Origin of the sequence: Bacteroides zhangwenhongii (genome assembly GCF_009193325.2) — a bacterium.
Taxonomy (GTDB): domain Bacteria; phylum Bacteroidota; class Bacteroidia; order Bacteroidales; family Bacteroidaceae; genus Bacteroides; species Bacteroides zhangwenhongii.
Genome location: NZ_CP059856.1, coordinates 359,961 through 374,871, shown reverse-complemented (window position 1 = coordinate 374,871; position 14,911 = coordinate 359,961). Strand labels below are relative to the sequence as shown.

Annotated in this window: 9 protein-coding genes and 1 tRNA gene; 7 read left to right on the top strand and 3 right to left on the bottom strand. The window is 41.5% G+C overall.

Going from position 1 to position 14,911, the window contains the following annotated elements:
- Positions 1-4: 4 nt before the first annotated feature.
- From GD630_RS01565 to GD630_RS01555, 3 genes are read left to right on the top strand one after another with little or no spacing between them, the layout of a single operon-like run.
- Positions 5-2,362, top strand: a complete 2,358-nt coding sequence (locus GD630_RS01565; protein ID WP_143867618.1) for a glycoside hydrolase family 31 protein — start codon at positions 5-7, stop codon at positions 2,360-2,362.
- A 17-nt stretch (positions 2,363-2,379) separates the two neighbouring features.
- The gene (locus GD630_RS01560; protein WP_143867616.1) at positions 2,380-5,055 is read left to right on the top strand and encodes a glycoside hydrolase family 2 TIM barrel-domain containing protein; all 2,676 of its coding nucleotides are present in this window, start codon (positions 2,380-2,382) and stop codon (positions 5,053-5,055) included.
- A gap of 17 nt (positions 5,056-5,072) precedes the next feature.
- Positions 5,073-5,864, top strand: a complete 792-nt coding sequence (locus tag GD630_RS01555) for a sialate O-acetylesterase (RefSeq protein WP_143867615.1) — start codon at positions 5,073-5,075, stop codon at positions 5,862-5,864.
- 289 nt (positions 5,865-6,153) lie between these two features.
- On the opposite strand, the gene GD630_RS01550 is transcribed toward GD630_RS01555, so the two are convergent.
- A tRNA-Met gene (locus tag GD630_RS01550) sits at positions 6,154-6,226 on the bottom strand.
- Positions 6,227-6,462: 236 nt separating this feature from the next.
- Between GD630_RS01550 and GD630_RS01545 the strand changes: the two genes are divergently transcribed.
- From GD630_RS01545 to GD630_RS01530, 4 genes are all read left to right on the top strand, one after another.
- Positions 6,463-7,053: a TetR/AcrR family transcriptional regulator gene (locus tag GD630_RS01545; protein WP_007763961.1), complete on the top strand. Its 591-nt coding sequence runs from the start codon at positions 6,463-6,465 to the stop codon at positions 7,051-7,053.
- 17 nt (positions 7,054-7,070) lie between these two features.
- Positions 7,071-7,817 (top strand): 3-oxoacyl-[acyl-carrier-protein] reductase, encoded by a 747-nt coding sequence (fabG, locus tag GD630_RS01540; RefSeq protein ID WP_007763962.1) that lies wholly within the window; start codon positions 7,071-7,073, stop codon positions 7,815-7,817.
- A 9-nt stretch (positions 7,818-7,826) separates the two neighbouring features.
- Positions 7,827-8,498 (top strand): RluA family pseudouridine synthase, encoded by a 672-nt coding sequence (locus GD630_RS01535; RefSeq protein ID WP_143867613.1) that lies wholly within the window; start codon positions 7,827-7,829, stop codon positions 8,496-8,498.
- 219 nt (positions 8,499-8,717) lie between these two features.
- Complete coding sequence (locus tag GD630_RS01530; protein ID WP_143867611.1) at positions 8,718-10,985, top strand: GH92 family glycosyl hydrolase; 2,268 nt, start codon at positions 8,718-8,720, stop codon at positions 10,983-10,985.
- 119 nt (positions 10,986-11,104) lie between these two features.
- Here the strand turns inward: GD630_RS01530 and GD630_RS01525 are convergent, their stop codons facing one another.
- Positions 11,105-13,615: a glycoside hydrolase family 95 protein gene (locus GD630_RS01525; protein WP_143867609.1), complete on the bottom strand. Its 2,511-nt coding sequence runs from the start codon at positions 13,613-13,615 to the stop codon at positions 11,105-11,107.
- 141 nt (positions 13,616-13,756) lie between these two features.
- Positions 13,757-14,902 (bottom strand): DUF1735 and LamG domain-containing protein, encoded by a 1,146-nt coding sequence (locus GD630_RS01520; protein ID WP_182505683.1) that lies wholly within the window; start codon positions 14,900-14,902, stop codon positions 13,757-13,759.
- Between the last annotated feature and the right edge of the window lie 9 nt (positions 14,903-14,911).

Below are 14,911 nucleotides of genomic sequence, written 5' to 3'. Positions count from 1 at the left end.
ATTGATGAAGAGTTTGAAATATTGGTTATTAGTTTTAGGGATACTTTCGTGCTTCGGATGTTCCTCTTTAATACATGAAGATAACAGAGGTTGTTCATTTATCTGTGACAGTATTCAATATAGAATTGAGTTTATGTCGGCGGGATGTGTACGGATTCTGTCATACCCCGAAGGTGATACTTTGGTCACAAAAAGACTGGTTGTCGATGTGGAGAAACCGACGTTTACCGATTATAAATGGGAGGAAACCGAACAAGCATTCGTCTTTTGTACTCATGAACTTCTTGTGAGTTTCGACAAGTCGGATGAGGCTTTTACTTTCCGTGAGGCATCGACCGGAAAATTGCTGTTAAAAGAGAAAGACCGTAGAAAGGCACGAAACTTCAAACGTTCGGAAGTAGGCGGAGAACAATGTCTCGAAGTTACTCAGCGATTTATACCTACTGATGAGGAGGCTATTTACGGACTGGGGCAGTATCAGAACGGTATCATGAACTATCGTGGAAAATCCGTACTTCTCTTACAGGCAAATATGGACATTGTCAATCCGTTCCTTATATCGACGAATGGATATGGTATCTTATGGGATAATTACTCTTCAACTAAGTTTGAAGATACAAGCGAAGGTTATTCTTTCATTTCCGAAGTGGGCGACGCTTCCGACTATTATTTCGTATATGGTAAAAATATGGATGAAGTTGTTGCCGGTTATCGTGAATTGACGGGAGATGTGCCGATGTTTGGGAAATGGGTATATGGTTTTTGGCAGTCGAAAGAACGCTATAAATCGTTTGATGAGTTGAAAGCGGTCGTGAAGGAATATCGTAGACGGGGAATTCCGTTGGATAATATTGTACAAGACTGGGAATATTGGGGAGACAAGCCTCATTGGAACAGTCTTACTTTCAATCCGGTTCATTTTGATAATCCCCGACAGGTCATTGACGAATTACATCAACAGGATAATGTCCATTTCATGCTCTCTGTATGGCCTGGTTTTGGACCGGAAACCTCAGTTTACCACTCGTTAGATTCCATCGGAGCTTTGTTTGATGAACCTACATGGGCGGGTTATAAAGTTTTTGACGCTTATAATCCTGCCGCACGGACCATTTTCTGGCAATACCTGAAGAAAGGGCTCTATGATATGGGAGTGGATGCTTGGTGGATGGATGCGACAGAACCGTCTTTCCGGGATGGGTTCACCCAACTGAAGCAAGAAGAGCGGACTAAATCGGCTGGAAAAACTTATTTAGGCAGTTTCCATCGTTATCTGAATACTTATTCTTTAGAAATGCTGAAAGATTTCTACCGACGTCTGCGGGCGGAAAGTAAACAGAAACGTGTATTCATTCTTACCCGTTCCGCTTTTGCTTCGCAACAGCATTATGGAACAGCTGTATGGTCAGGCGATGTCTCGGCGTCTTGGGAGAATATGCACAAACAACTGATTGCCGGACTCAACTTATCCATGTCCGGCATTCCGTATTGGACGTCTGATACCGGTGGATTCTTCGTTACCGAACGTGATGCGCAATATCCCGACGGGCTGAAAAGCAATGATTATAAGGAACTGTATTCACGTTGGTTTCAGTTTAGTGCATTCACTCCGATTTTCCGTGCTCACGGTACAAATGTGCCACGTGAGGTATGGCAGTTCGGTGAGAAGGGAACCTCCTTCTATGATAATCAGGTAAAATATATAAATCTGCGTTATCGTCTGTTACCTTATATTTACTCAATGTCTCATCAAGTGACGGCTGATCATTATACCCTGTTGAGAGGATTGGCAATGGACTTTACGGCAGATAACCGGACTTTTGATGTCGATAATGCCTATATGTTCGGTACATCTTTCTTGGTACGTCCGGTATTTCATTCGCAATCGGAAGAAAAGAATGTTACTGTCTATCTGCCGGAACATGAAGGCAGGTATTGGTATGACTTTTGGACAGGAGAGGCGTTTAACGGTGGAAAAGAATATGTACAGGCAAATATTCCGGATGTACTTCCTTTGTATATAAGGGCAGGTTCTATTCTTCCTTTGGCTGAAGCGAAACAATATGCAATGGAGTATCCGGACCGTGAATTGGAACTTCGTATTTATGGTGGAGCGGACGCTTCTTTTTTATGGTATGAGGATGAAGGGGATTCCTACCGTTACGAAGAGGGAGTCTGCTCGCAAGTTCCGATGGAGTGGAAGGAGGCGGAGCGGACATTGATTATCGGGATGCGTGATGGTAGCTATCCCGGTATGCCGGAACGGGTGAAAATGTATGTGAGATTGTATCTGCCTGATGGAACTGTTCTTGAAAATAAGGAGTCTGTCTATACAGGTGAAGAGATGAAAATAAAATTTTAACTATAAGTGTTTAGATTATGAAGAAGTTTCTCTATATCTTTATTATGTTGTTTGTTGTTGGATGGGCACAAGCTCAACAGCGTGTGGTGTATACCATAAACGACGGATGGAAGTTTACCAAAGGCTCTCCGTTTGAGGCGCAGTTAAATAATTGCGATGATTCTTCATGGGAGACAGTCAATATTCCTCACACCTGGAATGATAAGGATGCGGATGATGAAACTCCGGGATTTTATCGGGGACCAGCTTGGTATCGGAAACAGTTGTTTGTAGACAAAAGCCAGGAAGGGCGTCAGGCTGTTATTTACTTTGAAGGCGCTAATCAGGAAGTACAACTCTATCTGAACGGACAATTCGTTGGGGAGCACAAAGGCGGATATACCCGTTTCTGCTTTGACATTACTTCCAAACTACGTTATGGGCAGGAGAATTTGTTTGCCATTTGTGTGAATAATGCCTATAATCCAAATATTCCACCCTTGTCCGCAGATTTCACTTTCTTTGGTGGTATCTATCGCGATGTCTATCTGCAATTTATGAATCCGGTACACATTGCGACGAATGATTATGCTTCGTCAGGAGTTTATATCCGTACTCCCGAAGTGAATAGCTCCGCAGCCTCTGTGGAAATAACTACGCTATTGACGAATAATACACTCCGGTCTGCAGAAGTCATTGTGGAAAATCTGATTTGCGATGCGGATGGCAAAGAAGTGAAAAGGACTCAGGCGGATATAAAATTGGTATCCAGTGAAACAAAGGCGGATATCTCTAAAAAGATAAAAATAGATTCTCCTCGTTTGTGGGATATAGACGATCCTTATCGGTATATGGTATATACGCGTATTTTTGATAAGAAAAAAGGTGCGTTGCTGGATGAGGTCGTGAGTCCGTTAGGTTTGCGCTGGTTTGAGTTTGATTCGGAGAAAGGCTTTTTCTTGAATGGGAAATGGCGTAAACTGATCGGTACTGCCCGTCATCAGGATTACTTCCAGAAAGGGAATGCGTTACGGGATGAACTGCATGTGCAGGATGTGCTCATGTTGAAAGAAATGGGAGGCAATTTCCTACGTGTTTCGCATTACCCGCAAGATCCTGTCATTATGGAGATGTGTGATAAACTGGGTATTGTGACTTCGGTTGAGATTCCCGTCGTTAATGCTGTTACAGAAACGGAAGAGTTTTTGACTAACAGCGTTGAAATGGCAAAAGAAATGGTACGTCAGGACTTCAATCGTCCGTCTGTCATGATTTGGGGATATATGAATGAGATTTTTTTGCGTCGTCCCTACACGGAAGGTAAGCAACTCGAAGATTATTATCATTTTACTGAAAAGGTAGCCCGGACTTTGGAAGCGACAATACGTAAGGAAGATCCTTCAAGATATACTATGATGGCCTATCATAATGCACCTCGATTTTACGAAGCTGCTCATCTGACGGAGATACCGATGATTCAAGGATGGAATCTCTATCAAGGTTGGTATGAACCGGATATTAATGAGTTCCAACGTCTGCTTGACCGTGCTCATAAGATGTATAAGGGCAAAGTGCTGATAGTGACGGAATATGGTCCGGGTGTAGATCCCCGTGTTCATTCTTATCAACCGGAACGTTTCGACTTCTCGCAGGAATACGGCTTGATTTATCATAAACATTATCTTGACGAAATGATGAAACGTCCTTTTGTTGCAGGTTCCAGCTTGTGGAATTTGAATGATTTTTATTCGGAATCCCGTGTTGACGCGGTTCCTCATGTCAATAACAAAGGCATTCTCGGATTGGATCGGGAAGTGAAAGATACTTACTTGTTCTATAAGACAGCCTTGATTCGCCGCCCGATACTTGCTATCGGTAATAGAGAATGGAAAGCCCGCGGTGGCGTTGTGAATACGGAACAGAATGAGTGTGTCCAATCTGTTCCTGTCTTTTCTAATGCAGAAGAAGTCGAACTGTTTGTCAATAACAAAAGTTTGGGAAAGAAAAAAACGGAAAGCGGTTATGCCTTGTTTGATGTGCCGTTTGTTAATGGGGAAAATCAATTGGAAGCCCTTGCAGTAGCAGGTGATACCAAATTGCATGATATGCTTAGAATCCACTTTCAGTTGGTCTCTTCTCAGTTGAAAGACAAGACTCTGCCATTTACGGAAATAAATGTAATGCTGGGTTCTCCGAGATATTTTGAAGACCGTGTCGCCAATGTCGCATGGATTCCCGAACAGGAATATAAGCCGGGAAGCTGGGGCTTTGTCGGTGGAACCCCTTATCGTCGTAAAACAGGTTTCGGCACTATGCTGGGCTCGGATATTGACATTTGCGGTACAGATATGAATCCGGTTTTTCAGACCCAGCGTGTGGGTATAGAGTCTTTTAAGGCCGATGTGCCGGATGGGGAATATTCTGTATCTTTGTATTGGGCGGAATTGGATTCGGACAAAAAGAAAGAGGCTTTGATTTATAATTTGGGGGCAGACTCGGAACAGACGCTTGTTGGAAACCGTAGTTTCGGAATCTCAATCAACGGAGTAACCGTTGTAGATGATTTCAATGTTGCCCGTGATTATGGATATGCTCGTGCTGTAATCAAGAAATTTGTAGTAACGGTGAAAAACGGGAAAGGATTAAGTATCGATTTCCATAAGAAAGAAGGAGAGACTATACTGAACGCTATCCGTATTTATCGAAATTATTAATAACAAATACTGTATAAATGAGGCGAACTTTTTATTTATTGTCTTTGCTGCTTTTACAGTCCCTGTTTGTATGGGCAGGGAATGGCAAGGATATTCCATCTTCATTGGATTTGTATGTATGTATCGGACAGTCCAATATGGCAGGTCGTGCAACATTGACACCGGAAGTCATGGATACTTTGCAAAATGTGTATCTGTTGAATGATAAAGGACGTTTTGAACCGGCAGTAAATCCTTTAAACCGTTATTCTACCATCCGGAAAGAGATGTCAATGCAGCGTTTGGGGCCGGCCTATAGTTTTGCAAAAGAGATGTTCCTGCAAACGAAACGTCCTGTCGGACTGGTAGTAAATGCCCGTGGAGGCTCGTCCATCAACTCCTGGCTAAAAGGGAGTAAAGACGGATATTATGAAGAAGCGCTTTCCCGGATTCGGACCGCGATGAAACAGGGAGGTATTTTGAAAGCAATCATTTGGCATCAGGGAGAAGCCGATTGTTCGAATCCGGAAGCATATAAGCAGAAACTGATTTCTTTAGTGAAAGATCTGCGTACCGATTTGGAACTGCCGGATCTGCCGGTTGTTGTAGGACAGATTTCTCAATGGAACTGGACGAAAAGAGAAGCTGGTACAATTCCCTTTAATCAGATGATTAAGAAGGTTTCGTCATTTATTCCCAATTCCGATTGGGTATCGTCAAAAGGATTGGGATGGTACAAAGACAAGACGGATCCTCATTTTAATACGGAAGCGCAATTGTTATTAGGAAAACGGTATGCAAAAAAGGTATTGAAGTTCTATAAACATTAATAGCCATAGCCCTTTTCGGAAGAATATGAAAGTCGGTTGATTCATTGGGAGTCAGTCGACTTTTTATGTTGTAAATAAGCTCCCCAACTGAGTAGTGAATAACTAAATGTTACCTTGTTGATATAAAATGGCTCTATCGGGTTAACTGTTTTATTATAAATGAATTAACCTGTTGATAACTTTGTTGATATCCTTGTTGATAACGAAGATGGGGTTGTGAATAGAATCATTACAGGAGAGTCGTCATAAAAAAGAAGAACCGCATTTCTGCGATTCTTCTTTTCCTTAGTTGCGGAGATCCGACTCGAACGAATGACCTTTGGGTTATGAGCCCAACGAGCTACCAACTGCTCCACTCCGCGATGTTTAACGGGTGCAAAGGTACGGCTTTTTTTGAAACAAACAAATAATTTACTGAATATTTTTCGAATAAATCATCGGTTTTTTCTTATTTAGTTGAGAATGAGTAGAATAATGATGAAACTTTTTCTTAGCACCTATTAATATACAAATGTTAATATTCTCTCCTTTTTCTTGTACGGTCTAAAGAAAAGAGTTACTTTTGCTCAAAATATTCAGCAATGTGCAATTATAATCTATGACCGTATCCAAGACAAAAGCCAAATTAGTAGATGTAGCCCGTCAGCTTTTTGCAAAGATGGGGGTAGAGAACACAACTATGAATGATATCGCTCTTGCTTCTAAAAAAGGTAGAAGAACCTTGTATACCTATTTTAAAAGTAAGGATGAGATCTACCTGGCTGTTGTGGAATCGGAATTGGATATTTTGTCGGATATGATGAAGCGGGTAGCCGAGAAGAATATCTCACCGGACGAGAAGTTGCTGGAGATGATATATACCCGGTTGGATGCGGTAAAAGAGGTAGTCTATCGAAACGGAACCTTGCGTGCTTACTTCTTCCGTGATATATGGAGGGTGGAGAAAGTTCGCAAGAAGTTTGACGCAAAGGAAGTGCAGCTCTTTAAAGCCGTTCTTTTGGAAGGGCAGGCAAAAGGCGTTTTCCATATTGATGACGTGGAGATGACAGCCGATCTGATACATTATTGTGTGAAAGGGATCGAAGTTCCATATATTCGTGGACATATAGGCGCACATCTGGATGAAGATACAAGAAATAAATATGTGTCCAACATTGTGTTTGGCGCACTGCATAGAACAGAAATTTAATTAAATAACTTTTTAGTATGGGATTATTAGACGGAAAAACAGCCATTGTAACCGGTGCTGCTCGCGGTATTGGTAAGGCTATCGCTTTGAAGTTTGCTGCCGAAGGCGCAAACATCGCATTTACTGACCTTGTCATTGACGAAAATGCAGAAAATACAGCTAAAGAACTTGAAGCAATGGGCGTGAAAGCCAAAGGTTATGCTTCTAATGCAGCTAACTTCGAAGATACTGCAAAGGTTGTAGAAGAAATACACAAAGACTTCGGACGTATTGATATTTTGGTAAACAATGCCGGTATTACGCGTGACGGTTTGATGATGCGTATGAGTGAACAGCAATGGGACATGGTTATCAATGTGAACTTGAAGTCGGCATTTAATTTTATCCACGCTTGTACGCCGGTTATGATGCGTCAGAAAGCTGGTAGCATTATTAATATGGCATCTGTAGTAGGTGTTCACGGTAATGCAGGGCAGGCTAACTATGCTGCTTCTAAAGCCGGTATGATCGCATTGGCTAAATCTATCGCACAAGAACTCGGTTCTCGTGGTATCCGTGCCAACGCCATTGCTCCGGGCTTCATTCTGACAGACATGACAGCTGCCCTCTCTGAAGAAGTAAGAGCTGAATGGGCAAAGAAGATACCTTTGCGTCGTGGTGGAACTCCTGAAGATGTGGCAAACATCGCTACCTTCCTTGCTTCTGATATGTCATCATACGTATCAGGTCAGGTGATTCAGGTAGATGGTGGTATGAATATGTAATCGAACAGAATGACTGTTGTATACGAAGACAACCATATCATTGTAGTCAATAAGACCGCTTCCGAGATTGTCCAGGCAGACAAGACGGGGGATACACCGCTTTCGGAGACTGTGAAACAGTACTTGAAGGAGAAGTATCAGAAACCCGGAAATGTTTTCCTCGGTGTGACGCACCGGCTGGACCGCCCTGTAAGCGGTCTTGTTGTTTTTGCAAAAACGAGTAAGGCACTCACCCGGCTCAATGAAATGTTTCGTACGAGCGAGGTGAAAAAGACTTATTGGGCAGTGGTGAAGAATGCTCCGAAAGAGCCGGAAGGTGAACTGGTACATTTTCTTGTGCGTAATGAAAAGCAGAATAAAAGTTATGCATACGACAAGGAAGTGCCAAACAGCAAGAAAGCGATCTTGCATTACCGGTTGATCGGTCATTCGGAGAATTACTATTTGCTCGAAGTCGATTTAAAAACCGGACGTCATCATCAGATTCGTTGTCAGCTGGCAAAAATGGGATGCCCTATCAAAGGGGATTTGAAATACGGTTCTCCACGCTCCAATCCGGATGGGAGCATTTGTCTGCACGCCCGGAGAGTACGGTTCACACATCCTGTCTCAAAAGAACTGATAGAGCTTGAAGCTCCTCTTCCCGAAGGGAATTTATGGAAAGGATTCGCCATAGATTAACACGGATTTCCACAGATTCATCTATTATGTTATTTAGTAGACAGTATGTAGTTTTTCTGTGGAAAATCGTGTAAATCTGTGGTCGGAACTTGCCAAAAGAGTAAACCTGCCTGCCATTTTTCTTGTAAACTCTAGCGACAGTTAGTTAATTCCTAAATAGGTAGTATATTTGCATCATTCGCTAACTATAATTTTCAATCATACCAAAGAAAAATACGAATGAAGGCATTTAAACTACTTGCACTTACTTCTTGTGTCTTGCTTGCAGCGGGAAATGGAGTAGCGCAACAGAACTATTCAAAAAGTGAAGGATTATTGCAGTACGTCGATCCGTATATCGGATCCGGTTATCATGGACACGTCTTTGTTGGGACGAGTGTTCCGTATGGAATGGTACAGTTGGGGCCTACCAATATCCATAAAGGTTGGGACTGGTGTTCGGGTTATCATTATTCCGATAGTATTTTAATCGGCTTTTCACATACACATTTGAGCGGTACGGGTTGTACTGACTTATGTGATATTCTCATCATGCCATTGAATGAGATCCGCACCCCCAGAGGCAATCAGGATGATATACGCGATGGGTATGCTTCCAGATATTCTCATGCGAATGAAATCGCCCGTCCCGAATATTACTCTTTGCTTCTCGCCCGTTACAACATCAAAGCCGAACTGACAGCTACAGATCGTGTAGGCTTCCATCGTTATACTTATCCCGAAGGAAAACCTGCTTCCATATTGATCGACTTACGTGAAGGAAACGGATCGAATGCTTATGACAGCTATATCCGTAAGGTAGATGATTATACAGTAGAGGGTTATCGTTATGTGAGAGGCTGGAGTCCTTCCCGCAAAGTTTATTTTGTGTTGAAAAGTGATAAAAAGATAGAGCAGTTTACTGCCTATGACGATAATGCCCCGCAACCTTGGGACCAACTGAAAGTGGCATCGGTGAAGAGTGTCCTTACTTTTGGTAACGTGAAAGAAGTGAAGATAAAAGTCGCTCTTTCTTCTGTCAGTTGTGACAACGCAGCGATGAACCTGCAATCCGAACTTACTCACTGGGATTTTGATAAGGTGGTGGATATGAGTGCCGCCCGATGGAACAAGCAACTGGAGAAGATGACAATAGAAACTGATGATGAGGCTTCCAAACGAGTGTTCTATACCGCCCATTATCATACTATGATTGCCCCTACGCTTTTTTGCGATGTGAATGGAGAGTATAGAGGAATGAATGACATGATTTACACAGACCCGAAGAAAGCCAACTATACGACTCTTTCTTTATGGGATACCTACCGTGCATTAAATCCTTTGATGACTATTACTCAACCTGAAATGGTTGACCATGTAGTCAATTCGATGATTTCCATCTATCGTCAGCAGGACAAACTCCCTATCTGGCCTTTGATGAGTGGAGAGACCGATCAGATGCCGGGGTATAGCTCCGTGCCAGTGATTGCCGATGCATATCTGAAAGGATTTACCGGGTTCGATGCGGAAGAAGCATTGCAAGCAATGATAGCTACAGCTACTTATGAAAAGCAGAAAGGAGTACCTTATGTAGTCAAAAAAGGCTATATCCCTGCCGACAAAGTTCATGAAGCTACTTCCATAGCCATGGAGTATGCCGTGGACGATTGGGGAATTGCCGCTATGGCACGTAAGATGGGAAAGGCAGAAGATGCTGAAACATTCTCAAAGCGTGCTCATTATTACAAGAACTATTTTGATTCTTCTATCCATTTTATTCGTCCGAAACTGGAAGACGGTTCTTGGCGTACTCCTTACGATCCGGCACGTTCCATCCATACTGTTGGAGATTTCTGTGAAGGAAACGGATGGCAATATACTTTCTTTGCTCCACAAGACCCGTATGGGCTGATTGCCTTGTTTGGAGGTGACAAACCTTTTGCAACGAAGCTTGATGGTTTCTTTACCAACACCGACAGTATGGGCGAAGGAGCTTCGAGCGACATAACCGGATTGATCGGACAATATGCGCATGGAAACGAACCGAGCCATCATGTTGCTTATCTTTATGCGTATGCCGGTGAACAATGGAAAACGGCGGAAAAGGTTCGTTTTATCATGAGTGATTTTTACACAGACCAACCAGACGGCATCATCGGTAATGAGGATTGTGGCCAAATGTCTGCCTGGTATCTTCTTTCATCTATGGGACTCTATCAGGTGAACCCGTCGGATGGTGTATTTGTTTTCGGTAGCCCTTGTTTTAAGAAAGTAGAAATGAAGGTACGTGGTGGTAACACTTTTACTGTAGAAGCACCAAATAACAGCAAAGAAAATATCTATATCCAGAAAGTGTATTTGAATGGCAAGCCTTATGATAAGAGTTATATCACTTATCAGGATATAATAAATGGCAGCACATTGAAGTTTGTAATGGGAAAAAAGCCTAATAAGAATTTTGGTAAGGCTCCGGCAAACAGACCAGTTGTTTTGAATAAGATAAATTAAGTGAGAAGATTGTTTTAAATAGGGATGTATTTTTACAGATGAAGTTATATTAGTGATGAATTGGAGATAGAAGAATGATTCTAATTTTCCTATTCATCACTAATATTTAAAAAATAATTTTATTGACACTTATCTAAAGTATACTTCTGGCCACCGACCGTTTGTATATCATATTCATAGTACATTTTTACTTTGGGTAGCTCAAGAGGGGCATTGGCAGCAACCAAAGGTCTGTTTATAGGTTGTCCGACGATAAATGTATTTGTACATTTTTCATTTGTCGCCAATAAAAGACTTCCGTTTAATATTAAAGGAACTTCCGACCGTATTCGCAATGTTCCTCCAAGTTTTGATGTAATAGTAACTTTTTCTAGTGAGTTATTATCCCATTGCATATCGTCTATTACAAATCCTCCGCGACATCTCAACCCTTTTACAGAGCCTTTAGACCATGCGGATGGAAGTGCTGGTAACAAATGAATAGCATTCGTATGACTTTGAACTAACATTTCGGCAATACCGGCAGTGCAACCAAAGTTTCCATCGATTTGAAAGGGGGGATGTGCGTCAAATAGATTAGGATAAGTACCTCCATGTGTACCTTCTTGAGCTAAAGTGGGACTTAATTGTTCCGTAATGAGTTTATATGCTTTTTCTCCATCCAGAAAACGCGCCCAAAGACAAACCTTCCATCCCATAGACCAACCGGTTGAATGGTCTCCTCTATTTATCAAGGACTTTTTTGCTGCTCCAAATAGCAAAGGAGTGTCGAAGATATTAATCTGACGTCCCGGATATACTCCCCATAGGTGAGATAGATGCCGGTGTTGATCGCTAGGATCATCCCAATCATCTATCCATTCTTGTAATTGTCCCCATTTGCCTATTTGCATGGGAGGAAGATTTTGGGCGTAATAATACAAACTATCTACAAATGATTGAGATTCTATAAAAGAATCTGATTTTGTAGGCGATTTTGAATCTGAAAGAATGATTGCAGCGGCAGCTGTATTATGGAATAAATCATATAACATTTGGTTGTCAATAGTAGCTCCAGCCACTAAAGAGGCCTCGCTGCGTACTCCATTTAAAATAGGACTGTTTTCGGGAGAATAGGAGGGGGTAGCAACCAGCCAGTTATTTCTAGGATCACGGACCAGGAAATCAAAGAAGAATTCACAGGCACCTTTCATGATAGGATAAATATCTTTCAGGTACTTTGAGTCACCTGAAAACAAATAACGATCCCATAAATGTTGGCAAAACCAGGCGCCGGCGGTAGGCCAGATACCATAGAATGGGCTATCTACGGCACCGGTAGCACACCAAATATCAGTGATGTGATGTACGGTCCAGCCTCTGCATCCATACATTCGGGCGCTTTCTTTACCTTGTTCTGCTATATTTTTAATTAAGTCAATTAATGGAAGGTGCTCTTCTGATAGATTGGTCAGTTCTGCCGGCCAATAATTCATTTGTAAGTTTATGTCGTTTGCAAACTTGCCATCCCAAGGAGCATATCGTTTTTCATTCCAGATACCTTGTAGATTGGCAGGTTGTCCTCCCGGCTGTGAACAACATATTAATAAATAACGTCCAAATTGGAAATAAGTGGAAATCAAGTGTGGATCAAAATGCTCTTTGGATTCAGCCAGACGAATATCGGTGGCCTTTTGTGCTTGTGCGTTTTCTCCCAAGTTGAGCGAGACAGTACCAAATTTGGAACGATAGAAATCTATATGTTCTTGTTTGGCTTTTATATAAGATTTATATGAAGAATTCAGGTGAGCTAGTGCTTTCTGCTCTTGATTTGCAGAAATGTCTTTGTAGTTTACAAAATTGGTTCCTATGGATACATAGAGAGTTACATTATCAGCGTTTTTAATATGAATGACGCTATCAGATATGGCTTCTATTTGTCCGCCTTGATGTTTTATTTTTACTAAAGTGGTAAAGCGAACTTTTCCTTCTACTCCTTCATGGTCATCGGTTTTCCCATCCAGACGTAGCATTTGCTTTCTGAAAATCTTTTTTTCAACATTGGGATAGGGAGAAGTAAAATGAGCATTAAAAGAAATCTTTCCTTTTTGGGAAGCTGTCAAATGAATAATCAATAATTGGTCGGCAAAAGAAGTGAATGCCTCACGTGTATATTTTACTCCATTAGATTCAAATCGTATTGTAGAAAGAGCATTTTCAATGTCTAAATCTCTGTAATAATTTGAATAGTTATCTATGTTTTGAAAGTCTAATCTTAGAGAACCGACTGTTTGATAAGGCATGCCATTAGAGCCTGTAGAACAAATAGCAGGGCCTGCCAGATTTTGTGCTTCCATATTCTTACCTGAAAAGATCAGATTGCGGATAACGGGAAGTGCATCTTTAGCTTTAGTGTTAACATTATTATAAGGAGAACCACACCATACAGTCTCTTCGTTTAACTGATATTCCTCATGTTGAGGATCTCCGAATACCATAGTACCTATTCGGCCATTACCTAAAGGTAGTGCTTCTATCCAGGACTGGGCTGGATGATTATACCAAAGTTTTAAGGGGACGGATGAAAAGACCTCCATTGTTCCCAATAACATAAGTACATTCGAAAGAAAAATTGCAATATTTTTGTTCATAATTACTATCTTGACGATTCGTTAGAATAAAGGAACAGCCACATTAGTTCGGAAAAAAATATCCCTATGTGGCTGTTCTACTTTTGGGTATATAAGGTTACTTTGTTACCTTTATTTTATTTTTATAGGCAATATTATTTGTTACTCATTTGGGCAACGTACATTGCTAATCCACTGTAAATCTCCCCAGCCTTGCCATTCAGCATCCCATCCGTGACCGGTAACGTCATGAATAATATTTCCTTCGCCTTCATTAATTCTCCAATAAGCGAGCAGACCGTCGGTCAGAGGATTTACGCCACACATATTGTTTATTATTTCTTTGGCAGTTAGGGCTTTGTTCCAAACACGCACTTCACTAATGGAGCCATTTAGAGGTCGTCCGCCTTCAGACCGGCCAATATAGAAACCGCGGCTCTTTTGCTCATCCCTTAAATCAATCCAGGGGGCAGTAGTAGCCTTGGAAATCTCCAGTTTCCCGTTAACGTAGATTTTTACGGTCGCAGCATCAAATACAGCTGCCAAATGATACCATTTTCCGGCAACCAGTTCTGTAGGGACTGTTGTTTCTACACCGTCGCCTGCAATCTGAATTTGATTCGGTTTGATTGTTACATCTCCGAAACGGAAGTTGAAATGTCCTTCTATTCCCATTACAGTGCTGATATAAGGACTGTATTGCTGGAATTTATTAACGCAGACGCGAGCCTCATATGATAGTTGGGATAATTTGAGTGAACTTGGGTGGTTTTCAAAAGGAATTTTGAAATACCGGCTACTGATATTAGCCGCATACGTGCGTAGAGGTTTAGAAACTATAATGTAGACGGTACGAGAAGCCTCTAAAACGGAAAGCCCTCCTCCTTGTACCTGAACAATGCTGACGGGCAATAAATAAGTAACTTCCGGCTCAAACTGATCAAGATTTTGAATTGTTAGTTCCAGTGACTTGGAAACGTGCTCTCCTTGTTCAATTTTTAATTCAGTAGAGGAGAATTTGTAAGTATTCTCCGGGAGTAGTTTGTAAGAGGTGCCTTCTTTTTTATTATATTCTTCTACTTTGGCTGCATTCACTTCTGTATTTACTGTAACTTCAGATTCAACTTTGCATGATGCTGTCACAGAAAGACCGATAGAGGTCGGATTTTCCGTAGATATTCTTTTAACAACAGAAGACTCTGTACCTGTAAAGTACAACATATCTTCATAGGGTGTCGCATCCTGACATGAATTCAGACACAGAATTCCAGCCAAAATGATTCCAATGCTAAAACATATTTTTTTCATATTCATCGT

Excerpts from the sequence above, each read along its gene's own strand:
- fabG (WP_007763962.1), top strand. The coding sequence starts at position 7,071 with ATGGGATTATTAGACGGAAAAACAGCCATTGTAACCGGTGCTGCTCGC.
- GD630_RS01530 (WP_143867611.1), top strand. The coding sequence starts at position 8,718 with ATGAAGGCATTTAAACTACTTGCACTTACTTCTTGTGTCTTGCTTGCA.
- GD630_RS01525 (WP_143867609.1), bottom strand. The coding sequence starts at position 13,615 with ATGAACAAAAATATTGCAATTTTTCTTTCGAATGTACTTATGTTATTG.
- GD630_RS01535 (WP_143867613.1), top strand. The coding sequence starts at position 7,827 with ATGACTGTTGTATACGAAGACAACCATATCATTGTAGTCAATAAGACC.
- GD630_RS01555 (WP_143867615.1), top strand. The coding sequence starts at position 5,073 with ATGAGGCGAACTTTTTATTTATTGTCTTTGCTGCTTTTACAGTCCCTG.
- GD630_RS01565 (WP_143867618.1), top strand. The coding sequence starts at position 5 with ATGAAGAGTTTGAAATATTGGTTATTAGTTTTAGGGATACTTTCGTGC.
- GD630_RS01520 (WP_182505683.1), bottom strand. The coding sequence starts at position 14,902 with ATGAAAAAAATATGTTTTAGCATTGGAATCATTTTGGCTGGAATTCTG.
- GD630_RS01545 (WP_007763961.1), top strand. The coding sequence starts at position 6,463 with ATGACCGTATCCAAGACAAAAGCCAAATTAGTAGATGTAGCCCGTCAG.
- GD630_RS01560 (WP_143867616.1), top strand. The coding sequence starts at position 2,380 with ATGAAGAAGTTTCTCTATATCTTTATTATGTTGTTTGTTGTTGGATGG.